This window comes from Chondromyces crocatus (assembly GCF_001189295.1).
GTDB lineage: Bacteria > Myxococcota_A > Polyangia > Polyangiales > Polyangiaceae > Chondromyces > Chondromyces crocatus.
In genome coordinates this window covers 833,094-856,537 of sequence record NZ_CP012159.1, presented here as the reverse complement: position 1 = coordinate 856,537, position 23,444 = coordinate 833,094, and the positions used below count along the sequence as shown (strand labels likewise).

General features: G+C 67.9%; 22 protein-coding genes. 21 read left to right on the top strand and 1 reads right to left on the bottom strand.

What is annotated here, in order from left to right; genetic code table 11:
• On the top strand, positions 1-531 hold the full coding sequence (locus CMC5_RS03270) for a pentapeptide repeat-containing protein (protein WP_050429043.1): 531 nt from the start codon (positions 1-3) through the stop codon (positions 529-531).
• Between the two features lie 159 nt (positions 532-690).
• Here CMC5_RS03270 and CMC5_RS03265 read toward each other — a convergent pair whose 3' ends face one another.
• Positions 691-1,353 carry a response regulator gene (locus CMC5_RS03265; RefSeq protein WP_245678261.1) on the bottom strand — a complete coding sequence of 221 codons (663 nt, stop codon included), beginning with the start codon at positions 1,351-1,353 and terminating at the stop codon, positions 691-693.
• Positions 1,354-1,602: 249 nt separating this feature from the next.
• Between CMC5_RS03265 and CMC5_RS03260 the strand changes: the two genes are divergently transcribed.
• From CMC5_RS03260 to CMC5_RS03165, 20 genes are all read left to right on the top strand, one after another.
• Positions 1,603-2,013 (top strand): response regulator, encoded by a 411-nt coding sequence (locus CMC5_RS03260; RefSeq protein ID WP_050429041.1) that lies wholly within the window; start codon positions 1,603-1,605, stop codon positions 2,011-2,013.
• Between the two features lie 353 nt (positions 2,014-2,366).
• Positions 2,367-5,279 carry an ATP-binding protein gene (locus CMC5_RS03255; protein WP_169796444.1) on the top strand — a complete coding sequence of 971 codons (2,913 nt, stop codon included), beginning with the start codon at positions 2,367-2,369 and terminating at the stop codon, positions 5,277-5,279.
• A gap of 187 nt (positions 5,280-5,466) precedes the next feature.
• On the top strand, positions 5,467-6,501 hold the full coding sequence (locus CMC5_RS03250; protein WP_050429040.1) for a hypothetical protein: 1,035 nt from the start codon (positions 5,467-5,469) through the stop codon (positions 6,499-6,501).
• Between the two features lie 65 nt (positions 6,502-6,566).
• Positions 6,567-7,229, top strand: a complete 663-nt coding sequence (locus CMC5_RS03245; protein ID WP_050429039.1) for a hypothetical protein — start codon at positions 6,567-6,569, stop codon at positions 7,227-7,229.
• Between the two features lie 188 nt (positions 7,230-7,417).
• On the top strand, positions 7,418-7,612 hold the full coding sequence (locus CMC5_RS03240) for a hypothetical protein (RefSeq protein ID WP_050429038.1): 195 nt from the start codon (positions 7,418-7,420) through the stop codon (positions 7,610-7,612).
• 87 nt (positions 7,613-7,699) lie between these two features.
• A complete protein-coding gene (locus CMC5_RS03235; protein WP_050429037.1) occupies positions 7,700-7,894 on the top strand; it encodes a Flp family type IVb pilin in 195 nt (64 codons plus the stop codon).
• Positions 7,895-8,005: 111 nt separating this feature from the next.
• A complete protein-coding gene (locus CMC5_RS03230) occupies positions 8,006-8,566 on the top strand; it encodes a prepilin peptidase (RefSeq protein WP_050429036.1) in 561 nt (186 codons plus the stop codon).
• Entirely contained in the window at positions 8,567-9,139 is a 573-nt protein-coding gene (locus CMC5_RS03225) for a TadE/TadG family type IV pilus assembly protein (protein WP_050429035.1), read from the top strand.
• An 18-nt stretch (positions 9,140-9,157) separates the two neighbouring features.
• Positions 9,158-10,786: a TadE/TadG family type IV pilus assembly protein gene (locus CMC5_RS46360; protein WP_050429034.1), complete on the top strand. Its 1,629-nt coding sequence runs from the start codon at positions 9,158-9,160 to the stop codon at positions 10,784-10,786.
• Positions 10,787-10,804: 18 nt separating this feature from the next.
• A complete protein-coding gene (locus CMC5_RS03215; protein ID WP_050429033.1) occupies positions 10,805-11,311 on the top strand; it encodes a hypothetical protein in 507 nt (168 codons plus the stop codon).
• A complete protein-coding gene (locus tag CMC5_RS03210; protein WP_050429032.1) occupies positions 11,311-12,231 on the top strand; it encodes a hypothetical protein in 921 nt (306 codons plus the stop codon). Before CMC5_RS03215 ends, CMC5_RS03210 begins: the two co-directional genes overlap by 1 nt.
• 116 nt (positions 12,232-12,347) lie before the next feature.
• Positions 12,348-13,145, top strand: coding sequence for a Flp pilus assembly protein CpaB (gene cpaB, locus CMC5_RS03205; protein ID WP_050429030.1), 798 nt, complete (start codon positions 12,348-12,350; stop codon positions 13,143-13,145).
• A 2-nt stretch (positions 13,146-13,147) separates the two neighbouring features.
• Complete coding sequence (locus CMC5_RS03200) at positions 13,148-14,563, top strand: type II and III secretion system protein family protein (protein WP_050429029.1); 1,416 nt, start codon at positions 13,148-13,150, stop codon at positions 14,561-14,563.
• Between the two features lie 6 nt (positions 14,564-14,569).
• Entirely contained in the window at positions 14,570-16,999 is a 2,430-nt protein-coding gene (locus tag CMC5_RS03195; RefSeq protein WP_050429028.1) for a TadA family conjugal transfer-associated ATPase, read from the top strand.
• 22 nt (positions 17,000-17,021) lie between these two features.
• On the top strand, positions 17,022-17,897 hold the full coding sequence (locus CMC5_RS03190; protein WP_050429027.1) for a type II secretion system F family protein: 876 nt from the start codon (positions 17,022-17,024) through the stop codon (positions 17,895-17,897).
• On the top strand, positions 17,894-18,796 hold the full coding sequence (locus tag CMC5_RS03185; RefSeq protein ID WP_050429026.1) for a type II secretion system F family protein: 903 nt from the start codon (positions 17,894-17,896) through the stop codon (positions 18,794-18,796). The genes CMC5_RS03190 and CMC5_RS03185 overlap by 4 nt, the downstream gene beginning before the upstream one ends.
• 13 nt (positions 18,797-18,809) lie before the next feature.
• Positions 18,810-19,715: an FHA domain-containing protein gene (locus CMC5_RS03180; protein WP_050429025.1), complete on the top strand. Its 906-nt coding sequence runs from the start codon at positions 18,810-18,812 to the stop codon at positions 19,713-19,715.
• A 13-nt stretch (positions 19,716-19,728) separates the two neighbouring features.
• Positions 19,729-20,862 (top strand): TadA family conjugal transfer-associated ATPase, encoded by a 1,134-nt coding sequence (locus CMC5_RS03175; protein WP_050429024.1) that lies wholly within the window; start codon positions 19,729-19,731, stop codon positions 20,860-20,862.
• A gap of 140 nt (positions 20,863-21,002) precedes the next feature.
• Complete coding sequence (locus CMC5_RS03170) at positions 21,003-22,580, top strand: protein kinase domain-containing protein (protein ID WP_169796443.1); 1,578 nt, start codon at positions 21,003-21,005, stop codon at positions 22,578-22,580.
• On the top strand, positions 22,580-23,410 hold the full coding sequence (locus tag CMC5_RS03165) for a tetratricopeptide repeat protein (protein WP_050429022.1): 831 nt from the start codon (positions 22,580-22,582) through the stop codon (positions 23,408-23,410). The genes CMC5_RS03170 and CMC5_RS03165 overlap by 1 nt, the downstream gene beginning before the upstream one ends.
• Positions 23,411-23,444 lie beyond the last annotated feature (34 nt).

The following is a 23,444-nucleotide window of genomic DNA, read 5'->3' as shown; positions in this document are numbered from 1 at the left end:
ATGGCGAAGAAGCAGGACGATCAGCACAAGGCAGCCAAGGACAAGCCCAAGCGCTTCGTGGACGCGACGCTGACCGGCGCCGAGTTCGATGACGTCGACCTGCAACGAGCCCGTCTGCACAACGTCAGCCTGGCCCACGCCGCGCTGGACGACGTCACGCTCGAGCACGCCAGCATTCACAATGTGAGCTTCGCGGAAGCTCGGCTCGACGACGTCACGTTCGAGAAGGCCACGCTGAAGAACGCGAACTTCGCCAGCGCCCGCATCGAGGATGCCTCCTTCGCTGGAGCGACGCTGCACGATCTGGATCTGGCGGGGGCCGTCCTCGACGATGCCCGGCTCACCGAGGGCCGACTGAACGACGTCGACGCTTCACGCAGCCGCTGGGTCGACGTGAACCTGAGCGACGCGCGCATCGAGAACTCAGACCTCCGTGGCGTGCAGATCTCGGGGTGCGCGCTGGACGGGCTCACCATCGACGGGATTCGCGTCGACGAACTCCTCAAGGCAGAGAAGGCGCGCCGGCAGTAGCGTCCGTCGCCGCCTGGGAGAGCCACCGCTCGGGCAAACGCACCACCGCTCGGGCGAACGCACCACCGCCGCGCTGCGGAGAGCTCCGCAGCCGCGCCAGGTGGGGTGGATGTGAGAAGGGAAAGGGCGAGAACGAGAAGCGCGGCGCGCTCGGGCGGCTCAGGCCTCGATGAGGCCCGTCCGGACCGCGATGCGGGTCAGCTCGACGGCGCTCTTGCAGCCGAGCTTCGCGTAGATGCGGACGCGGTGCGTTTCCACCGTCTTCGGGCTGATGGTCAGGCGCGCCGCCGTCTCGCGGGTGGACACCCCTGCAGCGAGCAGCCGCAGCACCTGTCGCTCACGCGGCGTCAACGCATCGAGTCCGCCCGTCCCCTCGCTGGCCGGCTTCCGCATGGCGCGCACCACGGCGCCTGCGATGCGGGGGGAGAGGGGGGCGCCTCCGGTCGCGATGCGACGAATCCCCTCGATCACTTCTTCGAGCTTCGACGTCTTGACCAGGTACCCCTGGGCTCCTGCCCGCAGGGCTTCCGCCACCCGGAACTCGTCGTCGTAGCCGCTCAGCACCAGGAGCTTCGCCTGCGGCAGCTGCGCCCGCAGCGCGCCGAGGAGTTCGATTCCATCCCGATCCGGAATGTTCAGATCCACAAGCACGACATCAGGCCTGCACTGCGCCGTTTCACGCAGCGCATCGGCCGCGGTTCCCGACTGCCCCACGACGGCCATGTCCGGCTCGTCGGCGAGTGCTCGGGCAAATCCCTCTCGAACGACAGGGTGATCGTCGATCAGGTAGACGTTGATCTTGCTGGTGGAGGTGTCCGGCATACTTACCAGGGAGAAGGGCGGAAGGTCCTTCCGGCCACAATTCGATACCCGGACAGCGGGCAAGTCAAGCGACTGCGGCCATCACGGGAGAGACCCTACAGGGGTATCAGGCCGGCAAGGACCCGCAAGAGAAACCTGCGGACCGGTGGCTGGACAGGTTCCTACGAGGTTTTCCAGCTCTCTGGACAATCGTTCGACGTCGCGCCGCATCGTGCGCAGCGTCGTGCATCCCTGTACGCTTCGGGCGCCATGACGATCGAGGGGTCGCCCAACCCGCACCATGAGGCACGCGCCGAACCCGCTCCGCTGGTCTACGTCATCGACGACGACACGGCCGTCGTGGAGTCGATCCTGGATGTCCTGACGTTCGAAGGCTACCAGGTCGAAGCGTTCACCGACCCGCTCGCGGCGCTGGCTCGGTTGCGAAGTGGTGCACGCCCGTCCGTGTTGCTCCTCGACATGGTGATGCCCGAGATGAACGGTGACGAGGTGCTGGACGCGCTCGAGGCCACCGGCCTGGACGTGCCCGTCGTCCTGCTCTCGGGCGTGCGCGAACCCGGGCAAGCCGCCGCCCGGGCGGCCGCCGTCCTCCCGAAGCCGTGCAGCCTCGACGGCTTGCTTTCCACGCTGCAGAGCGTGCTCGCGCGACCCGCGCCCTGAGACGGCGTCCCCGGGAGCAGGGGCCTTTCGGCCCCCTCTCGATGGCCGCTTCCCCTGCTTTCCTCGCCGACCGCTTGCCCAAGGACCCGGGACGAACCTGGGGGAACCGAGCACGAGCCCCCACGCCCCCGCGCTGCACACCTCGCCGCGCACCTCATGACCCGCCACCGCGTCCTCGACATGACGGCGCGGTCACCCTCCTCTCATCGTGGCCCGGGCACGTCCTGGTGCGCTCCGACACGGCCCGGAGAGCCCCCTCGCGGAAGGGTCCACCGGATGCCCTCATCCAGAGAATCGTCTGTACTCGTCCAGGGATGCGCGCTTGGCATGGAAGGCGCTATGGTGCGCCCCCTATGTCCGCCCGCGAGCTGCCCGCCAGCGAGTGCCGCAAGATCCTGGACCCCACCCAGTTCCCCTTCAAGACCACCGAGGACGTCACCCCCCTTCCCGCGGGCATGCCTTCACAGGAGCGCGCCCTCACCGCCCTGGCCTTCGGGCTCGACATCCGTCAGCCGCGCTTTCATGTCGTCGTCGTCGGCGCTCCGGGTACGGGCCGGACCTTCTGCGCCCGCGCCGTCGCCAAGCGCATCGCCTGCACCCGGCCCACGCCCGACGATCTCCTGCTGCTACCCAACCCCCACCGCCCGAGCGAGCCCACCGTGCTCTCGCTCCCGCCGGGCGAGGGGCGGCCGTTCGTCGAGGCCATGGAAGAGCTCCACGCCAAGCTCGTCGACGCGTTGCGCGGCTCCACCGAAGGGGAGCGCTTCAAGCAGGCGCGCGCCAAGATCCAGCGGCGGGTGCGCGCCGAGGAGCGCAAGCTCGAGGAGCAGCTCAGGAGCTCGGCCCGCGCACTCGGCTTCGACCTGGTGCGCAACGGCGATGAAGTGCAGCTCTCCCCGCTCGAGCGCGAGCCGGAGACCGCAAGGCCCCGCAGCAATCGCCACCTCGATGCCGCGGCATCCGCGACGCTGAGCGCCGCCCTCGCCGCCAGCGCCAACCTCGACGCGCCTCGGGCCAAAGCCCAGGAGAGCGACGGCCGCGTCGAGGCGCCGGAAGCCGGCGGCCACGTTGCCTCGAGCAGCGCGCTACCCGCAGCTCCCCAGGGGCCTTCCGCGGGCGCCACGGTCCTCACCTCGCCCGACGCCGCACCGTCTGCGCCTCACGGCGCGGTGGCCTCGACCCACGCATCATCCTCTCCGCCACCCCCGCCAGCGAGCACGCGCGCCCCCCAGGGAGACTCGTCGTCCACATCGCCTCTCTCGGCTTCGAGCGCTTCGTCTGCCCCGCCTTTGGCGCCGAGCGCTTCGGCTTCGACGCCCTCTGGCCTGGACGCCTTGCGGTCCCCTGACGGTGGGCAAGACGCCGCCCTCGACCATGGGCCCACGTCGTCGCGCACGCCGCTGCCCACCAGATCGGCGACGAACTCGCGACCGGACGAGCGGCTCTCCGACGACGAAGGCCCGGGCGGCGACGCGAACGATGACGGCCCCACGCCCTCGCTCCGTGGCGACGACGCCGGGGAGCCCCTTCATGAGGTGGCCGTCCTCGTCGAGGACTTCGAGGCGCGCCTCGCGGCGGTGCAAGACGACGCCGAGGTCGAACTCCGCGGCGTGATCAAGCACCTCATCGCCGAGGGGGTGAAGGGCTGTTTTCAGCCCGTACACGACAGGTTCCAGGGGCGCGCCGACATCATCGCGTTCCTCGCCGACGTCGAGACCGTGGTGTCCAAGGAGCTGCGCCTGCTCGTCGACGAGAGCCGCAACGACGAGGGCGCCTCGCTCGCGCGCGGCATCGTCGTGCCCACCCAGCTCACCGAGCACAAGCCGGGCAGCGGCGCGCCGGTCATCGAGGTCCCCTACCCCACGCTCACCGCCCTCTTCGGCCGCACCCACGTCCCCCCCGACGAGGGCTTCCCCCCGGAGCCCGGCTTCGCCGTGGCGGGCGCCTTGCACCAGGCCAACGGCGGCTACCTCGTCTTGCCCGCGGGCGCCTTGCTCAAGAACGAGGCCCTCTACGAGCAGCTCAAGGCGTGCTTGCTCGCGGGCAAGTTCATCGTCCCCGAGCACAACCCCTCGTACTTCCGCGGGACGGCCGAGGAGCTTCTCCTCCCTCAGATTCCCCTCGATCTGAAGGTCGTCCTCGTGACGAGCCCCATCCTCTACCACGAGCTCCACGAGGCCGACCCCGAGTTCTCCCAGCTCTTCAAGGTGGAGGCGCGCTTCGAGTCGACGCTGCCCATCGAGCTGGCCCTCCAGTCGTACCCCGCGTTCCTCGCCGACCTCGCGCGGGATCGGGGGCTGCCGCCCCTCACGGCCGACGCGGTCTCTGGCTTGCTCTTCCACGCAGGGCGGCTCGCCGAGAGTCAGACCCGCGTCAGCGCGCAGATCGGTCTCATCGCGGAGGTAGCGCTCGAGGCCGCCTACCGCGCGCAGCAGCGGCAGCTCGCGGTCATCGATGGCGCGATGGTGAACGAGGCGCTGGAGGCGGCGCAGCGGCGCGGCGGTCACTTCCGCGACCAGATGCACAAGCTGCTCTCCGACGGCACGATCCGCATCGACACGACGGGCACCAAGGTCGGCCAGGTCAACGCCATCTCGGTCCTCTCGGACGGGCCGCAGACCTTCGGGCGGCCTTGCCGGGTGACCGCCGTGGTGTACCCGGGCCGCGAGGGACCGGTGAACATCGCGCGCGAGGTGGAGATGTCCGGGCCCATCCACAGCAAGGGCGTCCTGGTGCTCACCGGCTACCTCGCGCTGCGCTTCGCGCACCGGCGCCCGCTGTCCTTCGGCGCGTCGCTCGTCTTCGAGCAGACTTACGAGCCGATCGAGGGTGATAGCGCCTCGCTGAGCGAGCTGTTCGCGCTGCTCTCCGCGCTGTCGGGCGTCCCCATCCGGCAAGAGCTGGCGGTCACGGGCAGCATCGATCAGCAGGGGATCATCCAGCCGGTGGGTGGGATCAACGACAAGGTCGAGGCCTTCTTCGACCTGTGCGCCGCCAAGGGCCTGACCGGCACCCAGGGGGCCTTGATCCCGAGGACGAACCGCGATGCGGTGATGCTGCGACAGGACATCGTCGCCGCCATCGAGGCAGGCAAGTTCCACCTGTACGAGGTGGCCACGGTGGAGGACGGCGTGGCGCTGATCACCGGCACCCCCGCGGGCGAGCACGACGCCGAGGGCTTCTACCCGGCCGGAACGGTGTTCCACGCCGTGGATCAGCGGCTGGATCAGTTCCACCGCACGATGATGGAGCTGCGCGGTCGCTGAAGCCGGCGCGCGAGGGTCCGCACGGGCCCTCGTCGCCAGTGCGGTGAGCGAAGCGGGGGTGCGCTCGGGCCGACGCGCTGGGCCCGCGGTTGGCCCAGACGGCCCAGACGCCAGGATTCCTCGACGCCCCGGCGGCGCGTGGAGGTACGCTGCGGCCCGGCATGCCGAGCATGGCGGGACAGGCTGCATGAAGGGACGCCCCCTGCAGGTGGCGGTGGTCGTGGCGCTGGTGGGCGCGGGCGTGATGGCGCTCTTCGCGTCGCAGTGGCCTCCCTCCCGCGTGGCGCCCGCAGGCATCGGGGCGGCGGTGGTGCTGCTGACGACGAGCGCGGTGTTGCGGGAGCTGCGCCGTCGGGATCGGCTGGCGATCGCGTTCGGCGCGGCGTTCCTCGGCTGGTTCGCGGGGCTCGCCGCGGCGGCGGGCGTCCACCCGTGGGTGCTCGGGTATCTGGGCGCGTGGCTGCCAGCGTTGCTGCTGTTCGTGGGCGGGGTCGGCCGGGAGCGGCTCGCGTTCGAGCTGGAGCGGCTGGAGAACGAGGCGGACGAGGCGGCAACACGACCGAAGGCGCTGCGGCGGGCCGCGGAGATCCTGGACGAGACGCGGGAGGGCGCGCGGACGCTCGACGCGACGGCGACCCAGGGGCCGGCACACCCCGGGGATCCGCGCGCGCTCCACGCGTATGCCGCCCAGGTGGTGGGGTACGCGCTGGCTCATGAGGAGCGCTTCGAGGAGGCGGCGCGGACGCTTTCGGCCGTACCGCGGGCGTGGATGCCAGTGCCGATGCGGGCGTTGATGCTCGGCAACCTGTCGTTCTGGTGGCTCTGCGCAGGCGATGTCACCGCCGCGGCGATGGCGCTGGAGGAGGCGCAGGACGGGGAGGTGCCGGAGGCCGTTCGACCAGCGCTGCGGGCGGCGCGGGCGGCGGTGCTGGTACGCTCGGGGGATGCGGCAGGGGCGCTGGACATCGTGGGCCGGCAGGACCGGGAGCGCGGGGAGCCTCCGCAGGTCCGACAACGCTACCGGGTGACACGGGCGCATGCGCTGGTGGCGCTCGGTGAGGAGGCGGCAGCGCGAGCCGAGCTCGAGCGGGTGCTCGACGAGGCTGGACCGCACGAGCTGCGCCGGTGGCTGCCGGCGAGAGGCCCGGCCGTGGCGCTCCTGGCGACGCTCTGCGGCGTGACGACCGAGGAACGAGGCGGAGCGCGCCCGGTCGAGGGCTGAGACGGTGGTAAGGGGCTTGCTTCGCAGAGCCCCCTGGTCGGTGGCGGGGCGGGTATACTGAGGTGATGCGCCGCCTCGTGCTGCTCGCGCTCGCCCTGAGCCCTCTCGCGTGCAAGGCCCTGGATCCGCCGCCGCCACCGCCTCAGGTGATCGCGATCCGGGTGGAAAGCGATCCGGGCCGACCGCTCACGGGGGCGGACCTCATCTACAATGGCCAGAAGGTGGCGCAGACCGACACGAACGGGGTCGGCAAGCTGCGTCTGGGGGGTCGGGACGGGGAGCTGTTCGACATCATCGTGGCCTGCCCCGAGGGCTACACCTCACCCGAGCGGCCCACCCAGGTGATGCTCCGGCGTCTGGCCGATCCGACGAAGAACCCCGAGTACTTCGCGTCGTGTCCGCCGACGACGCGCAGCGTGGTGGTGGCCGTTCGGGCCGACGGCGCACCGAACACGCCCATCACCTTTCTCGGGCGCGAGGTGGCACGCACCGACGAGAGCGGAGCGGCGCACGTGCTGCTCAAGCTCCAGCCAGGGGAGCAGTTCGATCTCACCATCGACACGAAGCAGCAAGGCACGGAGCTGATGCCCCAGAGCCCTGCGCGAACGTTCGCGGTCGGCCAGCGCAACGATGTCTTCACGTTCGATCAGAAGTTCGAGCGCGTGGTCGCTCCCAAGGCGGTGCGCTACGCGCCCAGCAAGCCGGTGGGGCCCGTCAAGATCAACTGACGCACCGAGCCATGGAGCATCCGGACTCGAGTGCATGATTGCAGCAAAACTCCAGGAATGCCCCCGCACCGCAGTTGGCCGTGCCACCAGAGTCGATCTTTGCGATTCCCAAGGTGAATTTTTGAGAGGCGGCCAGGGTACGCATTGCGGTGGCGTCGCACGAAGGCGTACCCTGGGTCGTAGGTAAGATGAGCGCTCCCACGAAGAAGGCCGACAAGGCAACGCTACGGAGCCTCAGCAAGGACGTTCGTGGCGCCGTCTCCACCGAGTACCTGGTCCTGGTCGGGACCGTAGGGCTCGGGATGGCGTTCGCCCTGTTCGCCCTGGGGCCGGGTCTGGTCGCAAGCTACGAAGTAACGCGTCGCTTGGTCGCAGCTCCATGAGTCGCGCGTGAGGAGAGTGCGCGCGTTCGCGCACGTGTTCGGAGAACGGGCGCAGCGCCCCCCCTGGCAATATCGAGGAGACTGATCATGGACAAGATGACGCTGGTGAACCGGAACTTCCTCAAAGACACCCGTGGTGCGAACCTGGTCGAGTACATCGTCCTCGTCGGCGTCGTCGCCCTCATCGCGCTCGCTGGTTACAAGATCTTCGGCAACCGGGTGACCGACAAGATCAACGAGCAGGCGAACTCCGTGGGCGCCATCAACGGCCAGGGCATGTAGGAAACGGCGCGGCGATCTCGGTGGTCGCTGCTGTCTACCAGGCCGGCCTCGTGGGCCGGCCTGCTGGTTTTTCATGGTCTGACGACGCGCGCTGGCGAGGGATGGCGAGGGATGCTCGGGCAGCACCACTTCCTGGCGTCCGCGATCGTGATCACCGCGATCGCCGCCTGGTACGACTGGCGCACAGGGGAGATCCCGAACTGGGTGACCCTCGGGCCGCTCGCCGTGGCGCCTTGTCTGCACTTCATCGCGCCGCTGCTCGCCGGTCGAGATTTCCAGGCGGCCATGGAGGGCGCAGGGTCGTCGATCCTCGGCGCCGTGCTGTGTGCTCTGGTCCCTGTGCTCCTCTACCGGGTGAGCGAGGGGCGCGCCTTCGGCGGGGGTGACGTGAAGCTCCTGGCCGCGGTCGGCGCCATCCTCCGTCCGCTCGTGGGGATCGAGGCGGAGTACTACGCCATCTTCGCCGGCCTGCTGATCGGGCTGGGCTACCTCGCCTACGAGGGCAAGCTGCTGCGTACGCTGAAGAACACGGCAGCGCTCGCGCTGAACCCGATCCTCCCCCGCCACCTTCGTCGGGAGGTGTCTCCCGAGATGATGACGTTGACGCGCTTCGGGCCAGCCATCTTCCTCGGCACCTGCTGCGCCGTGCTCATGAACTGGAGGGCACCCTAGATGGCTCGCTGGCTCCGCGCTCCGTGGCAGCGCTCGACACACCTCGCCTCGACGCACCTCACTTCGACGGCCCCTCGGCCGGAGGCGACGACGTCCGAAAAGAAACCCTCGCTCGTCGAGGACCGGCGCGGCGCGGTCTACGTCGAGTTTCTCGGTGCCTTCTTTCCACTGTTCACGATGTTCCTCGCGCTCGTGCAGTTCGGGTTCATCCAGACGGCGAGCATCATCGTTCAGCATTCCGCGATCCGAGCGTCGCGCACGGCGGCGGTCATCCTGCACGACAATCCCGCACACTACGGGGGTGCGCTGCAGGGGACGGTCACGGCGCAGAAGCGCGAGATGGTGCTGGACGACGCGCGTGGCCCGCTCAAGTCACTCGGCAACGCCAACCAGACGAACGTCACGTTCGACAAGAACAACTACGGCCGCGACGACATGGTCCGGCTGAGGGTGCAGTACCCCTACGGATGCAAGGTCCCCGTGGGTCGGACCATTGCGTGCGGCTTTGACGGGCAACGGACCCTCGAAGCCGAGGCCAGCATGCCCAACCAGGGCGCCGACTTCATTTATTGAGGCCGAGGAGAACGCGTCATGCTCCACCATCGCTCCCTCGAACCAGCGCCGCGGCGCCTCTCGGATCTTCCCGGTGACCGCCGCGGCGCGGTGGTCGTCATGGGGCTGTTCATGTCGATCTTCCTGGTGGGGTGCCTCTGGTACCTCATCGGGATCGGGGACGCGGCCGTCTACCGCTCGCGGGTGAACGCGGGCGCCGACGCCGTGGCCTATACGGCGGCGGTGTTCCACGCGCGCGGCATGAACATGATCGCCATGCTGAACCTGATCATCGCGGCCTCCGTGGCGCTGATCGTGGTGGCGAAGACGCTGAACTACATCATCGGCATGGTCTATCACGCTGCGAGCTGGATGTGCGCGTCGCCAGCCACCGACTTGCCGGAGAACAGCTGCAACATCGCCAAAGACGCGGCCAACCAGTACAAGCGCCTCGTCTACATTCTGGAGGAGCTGGAGGGCGAGAAGGGGGACGAGCTCCTCGCCGGTCTCAGCCGAGCCCAGCGTGACATTGCACAGCTCACGCCGTGGGTCGCCGCCACCGAGAGCACCACCGTGGCCACTGGTTACAAGCCGATGACGACCGGCATCGCGCTGAGCGCTTCGATGGCGCCGACGATGCCGCGGCTCGGTTTGCCCATCATGGACGAGCCCTACGAGAACACGTGCTCGCGCGGTGCAGCCATCGGACCGGAGATGGTCATGCAGCTCATCCCGCCGGAGTACCTGCCCATCTTGAAGAAGGCCGGGAAGTCGGTGCATGCGCTCATCAAGGACTTCCCCACGGAGTTCTGTGGCGACACGACGTACACCGGCAACAGCCTCAAGGTGTTCAACGAGAAGAACATCTGCGACGAGGAGCAGAAGAAATTCGACGAAGGCAGGGGAGGCTCGGGGGGCAGCGGTGGCAGCGGAGGCCGCGGCGGAGGCCGACGCGGACGCCGGGGTTACGGCAGCGGCGGTGGTGGTGGCAGCGGTGGCAGCGGTGGCAGCGGCGGTGAGGCGGAGACCTTCGACATGGAGGCGTGCCTCGAAGAGCAGGGCCTGACCGAACAGCAGATCAAGGACAAGAAGAACCAGGAGAAGATCGACGACGTCAAACCCGAGGAGCACCTCGACAAAGATCCCGAGCCCGAGCTGAAGAGCGCGAAGCAGATGACGCCGCAAGGGGTCAACGGCAACGACTTCTTCCAGGTCTACGCCATGGTCTCGGCCGACACGTCGATGCTGCACAAGACCGACAGGGGTGTGCTCATCGCCGCTGGCACGCCGCAAGAGACGCTGCCCGCCGCGGAGTTCGAGGGCTGGGGCATCTCGCAGGCCGAGTTCTATTACGACCAGACGGAAGATGCGCGCGTGCAAGATCGTTGCTGGGCTCCCGGCGGCGCGGCCTGCGGCATGACCTGGAACGAGTACAAGCACAACGTGCTCTGGAACATGCGCTGGCGCGCTCGGCTTCGGTACATCCGGCAGCCCGACAAAGGCGTCGTCGACGTCGACATCCTCGGTGCGGACTTCCCGGCAGGCGAGAACGGGACCTACGTGCCCACGGAGACGCTGAACGCTTACCAGGAGCCCATCAACCAAGGGCTCTTCGGAAAGGTGTTGAAGTGGCGGCTGGACCTCGCTGGGTTCGACTTCGGCAACTGAAGGACAAGAGGGTTTCCCATGGCGAACGAGACGCGAGTTCGGGCGAGAGCCGGGGCGATCCAGCTGGCAGCGCGGCGACGGCGCCAGCGCGGCGCGGCCATGGTCGAGGGGGTGGTGGTCATCCCCTTCTTCATCCTCATCTTCGTCTCGATGGTGTTCATCGGCGATCTGTACCGGAGCAAGCTCACCACGCACCGGCTCTCCATGGAGCGCATCTGGGCAGACTCGCTCATCGGCTGTGATGAGGCGGGGACGGGACGCCAGATGCCGCTCAGCGAGGGCATCGATCTGAAGCAGGCTGCGGGCGCGCCTGGCGCCGCGCTCTGCGAAGATGGGTTCGGGTTCCTCACGGAGACGGTGGTGGGGGGCGTGAACCGACCCGCGCTCCTGAGCTCCGGCAACGCGACGACGACGACGACGACGACGCTGATCTGCAACGAGAAGCCCGTCACCGGAGACTTCGACGGAGCAGCGGAGTTTCTCTGGAACCTCTATGCCCCCGATGGGATGAAGGCCACCCTGTGATGAACCGAGATCTCAAGTCGCCGCGCCGAGAGCCGCGGCTCAAGAAGCTCGTCAGGCTGGGTGTCTACTGCTCCTGCGTCACCGCGCTCGCGGGAGGGCTGGCGCTGCGCTCGGCCTACGGGAGCGTGAAGGAGTCGTTCCTGGAGATCGGCTCCGAGCTGGGGCGGCTCGGAGACGTCGGACACCACACGCCGTTGCTCCTCAACGGCCAGCGGATCTTCGTGTCGAGCACGGTGCAGCCCGTGGACCACGAGGACGTGCTCGATCGCGTGGCGGCGCGCTGCGATGAGACACCCCTCGAGCTTGCTGAGGCGTTGCCCGGGTTGCCCGAGGAGACGCGCAAGGAGCTCACGGAGCTGCAGCGTGCACGCGCGAGCGTCGGAGTCATCAGGCACAGCAATGGCAAGCGAGGAATGGTCGCCTGCTTCATGCGGCCCGAGGGCTCCACGGGCATGGGTGCGCGGGTGTCGGCGCTGAACGCCTTCGTCGCCTCGGGAGATCTGAGCGCGTTTGGCAACCTCCGCTATGTGTTCGCCGAACGGACCGAGGAGGGGGGAACCCACGTCGTGACGGCGTGGACCGATGGAAAGTTCAACCTCTTCGACATGGTGCCTGAAGGCGCCGACACGCCCGGGAGTGACCTGCCAGGCGTTCCTCGGCCGATGCGCTCCGTGAGGGTGCTCACCGCGACAGCGGAGGGGGTCGCCTACAGCGTACGGATCTACGACGCTGCGGCCCCCGCAGAGGCCATCGTGGCGCAGTACGATCGTGACCTGATCGAGGACGGCTGGGAGATCCTGGCCGCCAAGATGGCGACGGGTCAGCGCGTCTATGGGCGGAAGGGCACGCACCTCTATGTGCTGCCGCGCGAGAACAACAACCGCACCATGGTCTCGCTGATCCAGATGCCTGGCAGCTGAAGCGCCGGGTGTCCGCCTGAGGGCATGCCGCGCTGCGCAGGAGGCGAGCGGCGCCCGCGCGCAAGCCGTCCAGGGCATGCCTATTTTCGAGCGGGATCAGGTACGCTGCCGCCCCGATGAACCGACGCGCACTCCTCATCGCGCTGATCGTCGCCGCCATGGGCGCGCTGATCTTGGCCGCGTACCTGCATCGATTCGAGCTCGAGGCGCGCGGGGGCGAATCGATACAGCTCCTGACCGCGCTCAAGCCCGTCCCCGCAGGCTCGCTCATCACGGACGACATGCTGGCGACGCGCTCGGTTCCACGCGCCTACGTGGAGGACCGCGCCATTCTCGCAAAAGACCGCGAGAAGATCGTGGGCCTGCGCATGGGGCAGACCGTGCAAGCGCAGCAGACGCTCATGTGGACCGACCTGGCAATCGCCATGGAGGAGCGGCGGAACCTGAGCTCGCTGGTGCAGCCCGGGATGCGCGCCGTGACGGTGAGCGCGAGCAGCCGCGCCGACAAGAGCTATGCGCTGATCCAGCCCGGTGATCGCATCGACGTGGTGGCAACGGTGCCCTCCGGAGTGAACAAGGAGCAGACGTCGTCGGTGGTGCTGCTGCAGAACGTGCTGGTCCTCGCGGTGGGGACCGACACGACCATCGATCAGGTGGAGCGAGCCAACAGCAAGGACAAGAGCGAGTTGCTCTTGAGCTTGAGTCTCACGGTGCAGGAAGCGCAGCTGCTGTCGCTGGCCACGGAGAAGGGCAAGCTCAGCGTCGCGCTCCGCAATCCAGACGACGTGCGGGTGACCGAAGGAATTTCCGACATGAGCTCGTCGGCGCTCGCCGATGTCCAGGCACGCGGTCAGGCGCAGGGTGTGCGCAAGGCGGCTCCCGTCGGGCCAGTGAAGATCGAGGCGGAGAGATAATCATGAGCGCGCGAGAGCGGCTGGGCGTTGGTGTGGGGGTCGGACGGAGTTCGGCAATGCTGCGATGGTCCACGCTGGGTGCTGGTTTCTGTGCGTCGGTGACGCTGGCCGCGACGATGGCGCTCGCCACGTTTCCGGCCGAAGCGCTGGCCCAGCGCGCCCCTGCCGGCGCACGGCCCGGTGAGGGGCGAGCCGAGGAGAAGAGCATCAGCCTCGGTGTCGGGGAGAGCAAGACGCTGCCCGCCTCCGACGTGAAGCAGTACTCGGAAGGCACGGGCGGGATCGCGGAGATCAAGACCACGCCCGACGGCAAGAAGTTCATCATCTCCGGGCAGAAGGCGGGCACGACGTCGCTGCTGCTCATCAAGAACGATGGGAGCCAGACGAACTGGACGATCCGCGTTTACTCGCAGGCGCCGAACGAGGTGGAGAGCGAGCTGGAGCAGCTGCTCCAGGGCTACACCGGCATCCGGGTGCGGCGGATCGGGACGCGGCTGTTCATCGAAGGCGGCGTCCAGAACCAGGCCGACATGGACCGCATCAAGCAGATCGCCGATCTGTATCCGGGTCAGGTCGAGTCGCTGGTCACGGTGGGGACAGGCGCAGTCGATCGGAACCTCAACATCCGGGTCGACTTCTTCTTCGTTCAGTACAACCAGACCTCCGCCTACGGCGTGGGCATCGACTGGCCGAGCCGCTTCGGTGGCACGCCCATCCAGTCGACGTTCTCCTTCGACTTCGTCACGCGCGCGCCGGTCGCGAACGCGCGGGTGATCAACCATCCGCTGCCGGCGCTGGACTTCGCCGCGAGCCGTGGGTGGGCCAAGGTCCTCAAGCAGTCGGCGGTGATCACCACCAATGGGAACGAGGCCACGTTCGAGAGCGGTGGTGAGGTCAACGTGGAGATCGCGACGGGGCTCGCGGTCAACATCCAGCAGATCAAGTACGGGACGAACGTGACCGTACAGCCCCGCTACGACCCGCGCTCGGGCAAGATCGAAGTGAAGCTGGCGGCCGAGGTGTCGGATCTGATCCCCTCGGCCGGGACCACGTTGCCGGGCAGGAACACGTCGAAGCTGTCCACGCTGGTGTTCTTGAAGATCGGCGAGTCGCTGGTCGTCTCGGGGATCCGCACGTCCGGTCAGCGCCACCAGATCAACGGCATGCCGTACCTCAGCCGCATCCCTGTGCTCGGCGTGCTGTTCGGCAGCCACTCCGACAACCAGGAAGAGGTGGAGGGGGCGCTGTTCATCATCCCGAGCGTGGTCGAGTCGGTGCCGCGGGCGTCGTACGACATGGTCAAGGCGGCGATGGATCAGTACGAGGAATACTCGGGTGGGATCGCTACGGTGAACTCCTTCTCGAAGACGCCGCCCGCTTACGGGAGCAGCGGCCCGCCGGCTCCCGCAAAGAAGTAGCAGTCGATGGATCTCGAGCTGTACATCGAGACGGAAGAGGGGGCGCAGCGCAGCGAGCTGCTGACGACGAACGGCCAGATCGCCATCGGCCGGCACTCGCAGTGCACGCTCTACCTCGATGGCGATCGGGTCTCGCGCGTGCACGCGGTGGTCGAGCTGCGCCCCGAAGGGTTCTGGCTGGAAGACCGATCGAGCAACGGGACGATCGTCGGGGAGCGCCTGATCCGCAAGGAGGCAACCGAAGCGCCTTACTGGACGCCGGTGATCATCGGCACGCACACGATTCTCTTCCGGCCCACCTCTCCGGCCGGGGCGCCAGGGCCGCTGCCGGTACCGCGCCCACCGCCGATGCCTGGGCACCTACTCGAGACGAGCACCGCCAACCCCATCATGGCAGCAGCGTTCCCTCAGCGAACCGATGCCGAGGGGGACTCGACGACGGGGGACGCAACGCAAATGGAGCTGGGGGATGCAGCAGGGCCAGCGGCGCAGCCGGCCGCGCTGCACTCGGTACCGGCGCCTCGACCGCCTCCTCCGCCACCGGCGCGTGTCCATGAGGCCGGCGTCGTCAAGCCGAGCGCTCCCCCTCAGTTTCCAGCAGAGCGCGTGATCCTGGGGGCCGGGCTTGGCCCTCCCCCGGAGCCGCCGCCGCCGGTGCCACCGATGTTCTCGGCGGGCGTTCCGTCGCCCGGCAATGTCGGCCCGGTGACGGCGCCGCCCTTTGGCCCTCCTCCTCCTCCACCATCGAACCTGGGGTTGCCACCGTACGGGCCGCCTCCTGCGCCCTCGTCGATGGGCATGCCCTCGCACGGGCCGCCTCCCGCCCCCTCGTCGATGGGCATGCCCGCACAGCACGGGCTGCCACCAGGCCCAGCGCCGCTCGGCGCACATCCGCACGGGCCACCACCGCCTCATGGCGCGCCGCCAACGCCGCCTCCGATGGCGATGCATCCGCACGGGCCGCCACACGGCGCACCGCCCGCGCCCTCCTCGTCGATGGGGCACCCCGCGGGACCGCCCCCAGCACCACCGTCGAACCTGGGGCTGCCCCTGCACGCGATGCAGGGACCGGCGCCGCATGGCGCTGCGCCGGGAGGACCACCTCACCCGGGTCCCGCCGGGGAGACCGTGTCCGCGCCGGCGCACGCGCCGATGGGGGCGAGGCCGACAGACGAGTACGCGGCGCTCCGGCGAGAGATCCACGCGAAGCTTCTGGAGAACCTCGATCTGGCGAAGCTCGACGCCGCAAAGCTCGACGATCCATCGATGAGGCCCCGCGTGCTCGTGGCGCTCCGACGCATCGTGGGACAGATGTCTTCGCGTCTCGATCCGAGCATCGACCGGGATTCCCTCGTGGGCGAGCTGGCCGACGAGGCGCTCGGCCTCGGGCCGCTGGAGCGGTTTCTGTCGGATCCGACCATCAGCGAGATCATGGTGGTCGATCCACAGACGATCTACGTGGAGCAGGGCGGCAAGATCGTCCACACCGGCGCGCGCTTCACGGACGACGAGCGGGTGCGGGCGGTGATCGAGCGCATCGTGACGCCCCTCGGGCGCCGCATCGACGAGTCGTCACCCCTCGTGGATGCTCGCCTGAAAGACGGGTCGCGCGTCAACGCGGTGATCAAACCGCTGGCGCTCCGCGGCTCGTGCATCACCATCCGCCGCTTCTCGAAGGTGCCGCTGACGATGGAGAAGCTGGTGGGCTTCGGTGCGCTCACACAGCGGATGGCCCGCTTCTTGGAGCGGAGCGTCGTCGTCAAAAAGAACGTGATCATCTCGGGAGGTACGGGCAGCGGCAAGACGACGTTGCTCAATGTGCTCTCCAGCGCAATCCCGTCGGACGAGCGGATCGTGACCATCGAGGACGCCGCGGAGCTGCAGCTCGGGCAGCCTCACGTGGTGGGGATGGAGTCGCGGCCCGCGAACATGGAAGGGCGCGGTGAGTACACGATCCGCGATCTGGTCAGGAACGCGCTGCGCATGCGGCCCGATCGGATCGTGGTCGGCGAGTGCCGTGGCGGCGAAGCGCTGGACATGCTCCAGGCCATGAATACGGGCCACGACGGGTCGCTGACCACGACCCACTCCAACTCGCCCCCGGAAGCGGTGGCGCGCATCGAGACGCTGGCCCTCATGGGCGGTCTGGACCTGCCCTCGCGCGCGATCCGGGAGCAGATCGCGGGAAGCATCCACCTCGTGGTGCAGCAGACCCGCTTCTCCGATGGAAGCCGCAAGATCGCCGACATCTCGGAGGTGTCCGGGATCGAGGACGACGGGACGATTGGTATCCGGCCGATCTTCCAGTTCGTCAGGACGGGGACGGGGCCAGGCGGAAAGGTCATCGGCGAGCATCGCGCGACGGGGTATCTGCCGTCGTTCCTGGAGGACTTCATCGTCGCCGGTCTGGTGAAACCTGGGGAGCCGTACCTGTGATCGGTCCCCACGAGGAGGGCGGATGGACGCACTGATCCAAGAGGTGGTCTCGCACCCGGGCTTCAAGTGGGCCGGGATCGGCCTGGTCTTCCTGGGCCTCTTCATCCTGATCCACGCGCTCGTGAGCGACGACGACGGGCTGCCTCGGCGGCTGTGGAGACGGTACGTGGCGTACCTCGAGCGGAGGATGAAGGTGCTCTTCATCTTCACGCCCGGAGATCGCATCGCCGCCGGCCAAGGCGTCGGCGTCTTCTTGTCGGTCGTGCTCGCGATCCTGGTCGACTTGCCGCTGTGGTGGTTGCCGGTGTCCGTGGCGGTCGTTCCGCCGCTGTACATCGAGCTGCTGCGACGGCAGAGGGTCGCGGAGATCGAGAAGCAGCTCGATGGCTTCATCCTCGCCATCGCCAACGCACTCAAGGCCACGCCGAGCCTTGGCGACGCGTTCATCTCCGTGCAGCAGCTCATCCGGCCTCCGCTCCAGCAAGAGGTCGAGCTTGCGGTGAAGGAGATGCGCGTCGGCAGCACACTGGATCAGGCGCTGATGCTGATGGCGAGCCGCATCGGGAGTCGCCCGGTGGACTCCGCCATCTCGGCGCTCCTCATCGGGCGTCAGGTCGGTGGCAACCTACCGAAGATCCTGGACGGGACGGCCGCCGCGCTCCGCGAGATGTCGCGGCTCGAGGCCGTGGTGCGCACCAAGACGGCGGAAGGGAAGGCGCAGCTCGCGTTGCTGGCCGTGTTCCCCATCGTGCTGGTGCTGGTCTTCGATGCCGTGAAGCAGAACTACTTCGCTCCGCTGACGAACTCGATCGTCGGATACCTGGTGATCCTGGCGGCGGGCGCCTGCTGGCTCGCCTCGCTGGTCATCGCCCGCAAGGTCGTCAACGTCGACGTATGATCCTCAACTACATCGTCTTTCGCTACCTGTTCCTGCTCTGCGTCGCCGTCGCGGTGGCGGTCGCGGTGTATGCGGTCGCGAGCGCGCCCACGCGGGTCGCCTCTCGACTCGGGATGCGCGGTCTCAAGCGGCGCTGGGCGATCGACTCGAACCCGGGCTGGGCGTCGCTCGAGCCCGTGGTGCGCTGGCTGGGCGTCCGGGTGAGTGGCATGGTGGGCGACTCCACGCGCACTCGTGTCGACGCGATGATCGCGCTTGCCGGCGATTACCTCGGCCTCACCCCGGACGAGTTCTTCTCGCTCAGCCTCCTCAGCGGCGTCCTGGGCTCGCTGTTCGGCGTGGCCATGGGGATCCTGATGGAGGGCAGCATCGGTGCGGCCGCACTCCTGGGCTTCATGGTCGGCGCGATGCTGCCCTACTTTCAGACGTCTGGCGAAGCGGCGCGGCGGCTGCGGCTCATCAACGAGGGGCTGCCGTACGTGATCGATCTGATGGCGCTGGCGATGAGCGCTGGCCTGGATTTTCCAGGTGCGATCCGTCAGGTCGTCGAGAAGTCGTCGAACCCGGAAGACCCGCTCATCATCGAGTTCAAGCGTATCCTCCAGGAGATGCAGCTCGGCCGGACCAGGAAGCAGGTGCTGAGCGATTTCTGCAGCCGCGCGCCCACGGGTCCCGTCACCGAGTTCGTTGCAGCGCTGATCCAGGCCGAGGAGCGAGGCAATCCGGTCGCGGAGGTCCTGCAGATCCAGGCCGGCGTGTCGCGTCTCAGGCGCTCGGTCAGGGCCGAGGAGGCTGCAGCCAAGGCGGCGGTGAAGATGATCGGTCCGCTGTTCCTGCTGTTCGCGTGTATCATGATGCTCGTCATGGGTCCGATGGTGCTGACCCTCATGGAGCAGTGAGCGGGGTGTCGCCATGACTCAGACCCAGCAAACACAGACCCTCACCGGCTTGAGCTTCCGGGTACAACTCCCGGACGGTGGCCCTCAGCAGCTGCTCGTCGACTCGGATCGCGTGCTCATCGGGAGCGGAGCGCACTGTGAGATCCGGCTCCCCGGTGATACCGCCGCGAGCGAGCACGTTCTCATCACCTTCCTGGGTGGCAACGTGTACGCGCAGGCGCGCTCGCTCCAGCCACCTCCCCTGCTGAACGGAGCGCCATTCACCGAGGCGCCACTCCAGCAGAACGCGCTCCTCCAGATCGGTCAGAGCGAGATCACCGTCTCCATCGTCGAGATCGCGGACCAGATCGGCGTCACGAAGAAGCAGAGCGAGCCCGTCAGCCCCTTCACGTACGTGCTCGCGGTGCTCCTCATCCCGCTCGCGCTCTTCGTGTTGCTCGACGACCCGAAGGACGATGTGATGGATGCCCGCCCCGACAAGACGCCGCCGCTCTGGGAGGAGGCCGGTTCGGCCTGCCCGCAGACGGAGAAGGACCAAGCACTCGGGATGGCGCAGAACCGGCGCATCGTGGCGCAAGGAAAGCGGGAGCGGAGCCCCTTCGATGTGCGCGACGGGGTCGCCGCCGTGTCACTCTTCCAGCAGGCTGCCGCCTGCTACCGCACCTCCGGGGAAGCCGGAGCGGCGGCCGAGATGCAGACCGCAGCCGACAAGCTCCGCAAGCAGCTCGATGAAGACTACCGGGCGCACCAGATGCGCCTGGTCCACTCGCTCGACGTCAAGGACCTGCGCACCGCCCAGCGGGAGGTGAAGGTGCTGCTCGCGATGCTCCAGGGAAAGAACGATCCCTACGTGGTCTGGCTGTCGAACATGGATCGTCGCCTCAAGCTCAGGCTCAGCGGCACGCCCCAGAAGAGCTAGCCGGAGTACCTGCATGATCCCGCGCGAGGTCTTCGAAGAGACGCTCCTCCACTTCTTTGCTCCGATCCGGCCCTTTCTCGAAGATCCGTCGGTCAGCGACATCATGATCAATGGCCCAGGCCAGATCTACGTCGAGCGACGTGGCTTGCTCTTTCTGACGGAAGCCCGGTTCGAGAGCCAGGAAGCTCTGATGGCCGCCCTCCGGAACGCGGCTCAGTTCGTGGGCAAGCACATCGACGAGTTCCACCCCATCCTGGAGGGGCGCCTCCCCGACGGCTCTCGTATCGAGGCCGTGCTGCCACCCGCAGCGCCCGATGGTCCGTCGGTCTCCATCCGCCGCTTCTCGAAGGAGAAGCTGACCGTGGAGCGCCTCGTCCAGTTCGACGCGATGACGCCCGAAGCGGCGCTGACCTTGCGGGCGCTCGTCGCCAGCAAGCTCAACATCGTGGTGGCTGGCGGCACGGGCAGCGGCAAGACCAGCATGCTCAATGCGCTCTCTTCGTTCGTCCCCGAGGGAGAGCGGGTGGTGGTGATCGAAGACTCCCGCGAGCTGAGCTTGCAACGGGAACACGTGGTCCAGCTGGAAGCGCGCCCGCCCGATCCCAGGGGACGGGGAGCGGTGTCGATTCGCGATCTCTTCAAGGCGACCCTTCGTCTCCGGCCGGACCGGATCGTGGTCGGCGAGATCCGTAGCGGAGAAGCACTGGATTTGATCCAGGCCATGACCAGCGGCCACGGCGGCTGCCTGACCACGGTCCACGCGACCTACCCGCGCGACACCCTCACCCGCCTGGAGACGATGGCGATGATGAGCGATGTCGACATGCCTCTCGTCGCGCTGCGCCTTCAGCTCGCGTCCGGTGTGAACATCTTGACGCAGATCTCCAGGCTGCAGGACGGCACACGCAAGATCACGCACATCACCGAGGTGCTGGGCTTCGATCTGGACAGCTCGAGCTACGTCACCCAGGACCTCTTCGTACGCACGTACCAAGGGATCGGGCCGAGGGGAGAGGTGCTCAGTCAGCTCGTTCCCACGGGGACTTTGCCCCGTTGTTTGCCGCAGCTCCAGGCACATGGCACCGATCTTCCACCAGGGGTGTACAAAGCCGCCGAGCAGCACGGCAGCAGCCAGGGTGCTGGGTGAGTCCGGAGACGATCGACCTTCGCTGGTAGCCCGATGCCGCCGATATCCTGAAGGGTCGGCAGGTTGTCGCCACGCGGGTCACTCGATAGACTGGCGCCTGAATGGCCGGCCCTCAATCCAAACCTGACGATCTCGTGGAGATGGAGGGGCTTCCGCGCGCAGGCGAGGTCATCGCAGGCAAGTACCAGATCGAGAAGATCATCGGCGCTGGAGGGATGGGGGTGGTCGTCATCGCACGCCACCTCCTCCTGAATCAGCCGGTCGCGGTGAAATTCTTGCATCCGAACGCGGCGATGCGCAGTGATCCCGTGCAGCGGTTCCTGCGCGAGGCACGCGCGGCTGCGGCGCTGCGCAGTGAGCACGTGGCGCGCGTGCTCGACGTAGGGGCTCTGCCTTCGGGCGATCCCTACATGGTGATGGAGTTCCTGGATGGCTCGCCGCTTTCCCGGGTGATCAGGACACGGGCGCCGCTGCCCATCGAGGAGGCCGTCGAGTTCCTCCTGCAAGCCTGCGACGCCATCGGTGAGGCCCACAAGCTCGGTATCATCCATCGGGATCTGAAGCCGGGGAACATGTTCATCGTCAAGCGCCCCAATGGGACGCCCCTGCTCAAGGTGCTCGATTTCGGCATCTCCAAGGTGGTGAACACCGAGGGGGGCAGCGATGTCGAACACACCCTGACGGCGACCAACATGGTGATGGGGTCACCACAGTATGCGTCGCCGGAGCAGCTCCGGAGCTCGAAGAACGTGGACACGCGGACCGACATCTGGTCGCTCGGCGTGATCCTCTATTACATGCTCACCGGGCGGCGTCCCTTCGAAGGGGACTCGATGACCGAGCTGTGCATGGCGATCGCGATGCACACGCCAGCACCGATCACCACGCTCCGCCCCAGCATCCCGCTCCCGCTCCAGGAGGTCGTGGCGCGCTGCCTGGAAAAGGATCGGGAGCGGCGGCTCCCGGACGTACCGACGCTGATGGCGGCGCTCCGGCCCTTCGCCGGAGGCGCAGTCTCCACATTTTCAGCTGGCGTCCCCTCGGGCGCGATGACGTTGCTGCCGACGTCCGTGTCCACGGTGGTGGAAGGGAGCGAGGTGCAGAGCACGCCTTCGCTTCTGTCCCATGCGACGACGGAGCCGCGCGCAGCCACGTTGATGACGCGCAGCGCCTGGACTGCACCTCCGCCCCAGCGAAATCCGCAGATGATCTTCCTCCAGGCGGTCGGCGCGGTGGCGGTGGTCGGCCTGGCCGCCTGGGGAATCCACACGGCACGCCGAGAGCACAAGGGCGCTCCGGAGACGAACGGCGCGGTGGAGGCGGTCGTTCAGGTCCAGCCGACGGCTCGGAGCGCCTCGTCGAATGTCGTCGAGGCAGTGACCCCACCGACGTCGGACCCGATCATCGATCACAACTTCGCCTCCCCACCGGCCGCCATGGTGACTTCCAAGCCCGCGGAGCCATCCGAGGTCGCGGCGGCGCCCACGACGAAGCCATCCGAGATCATCCGAGAGGGGTGGGGGGTTGCGAAGACCCTCCTCACCTTGAAAGACAAGGACGGGTTCACGGTCGGCAAGGTGGCCAAGGGGAGCATCGTGCGGGTGCTGAAAGAGGAAGGTGGATGGTCGCTGGTCATGCATTCGAGCAAGGGCACCATGCTGTCCGGCTGGGCGCCGGCAGCTGCCATCGGACCGACCGCGACCACCTCTGCACGCTGATGCGTCTCGCCGCGACGGCCATCGCCGTGTTCGTCACGATGAGCGCGGCGCTGGGCTGCGCGGCCACTCCCGGCGAGGGCGCTCGGGTGCCGGAAGACGTGAAACAGGCCAACGCGGCGGGGAAGCCGGAGCGGCTCCTCGAGCGAGGGCTCGCGTTTGCAAATGCGCAAGACTACACGCGCGCCGAGCAGTACCTGTCCGCTGCCCTCACGGCAGGTGCTCCGGCCGATCGGGTCTTGCCAGCCCTGATCCGTGCGTGCGTTGCGGAGAACCGCTTCCGCGCAGCGCTCACCTACGCCGAACCTCACCTGACGAAGACGCCCCAGGATCACCACCTTCGGTTCGTGGTGGCCTCGCTGCACGCCAGTGTGGGGGACACCGTGGCGGCGCTCGAACATCTGGAGCAGATCACCCGCTCTCGGCCGGATTACGCAGAGGTCCGCTATGCGATGGGGGTGCTGTTCCGGGATGAGCTCCAGGATCCTGGGCGCGCAGACGAACAGTTCCGGGAGTACCTGCGGCTCGACCCACGAGGCCCCCATGCGGAGGAGGCACGAGGAGGCTTGCTGAAGGTGATCACGCCGTTCCAGCCTGGCAGTCAGGGCCGTCAAGACGGGTCGGGGGGCTCGGGTGGTGATGAGCGAGGGATCTCCGCCGGTTCCCCGATGCGTACGCTGCGAGAACAGCCCTCCTCGTTGGGCGCCGCACCACCTCTTGGCGGCGAAGGAGGAGCCGCACAGGAGGGTCGCCCGGTGCGTGTCGAGCCACCGCCGCTGAATCCGGTGCAAGGAGATGGCGTGCGCGATACACTCGGTCCCCCGCCGCAGTGATGGATCGTCACTAGATTTGCGGCGAGATCGCGCC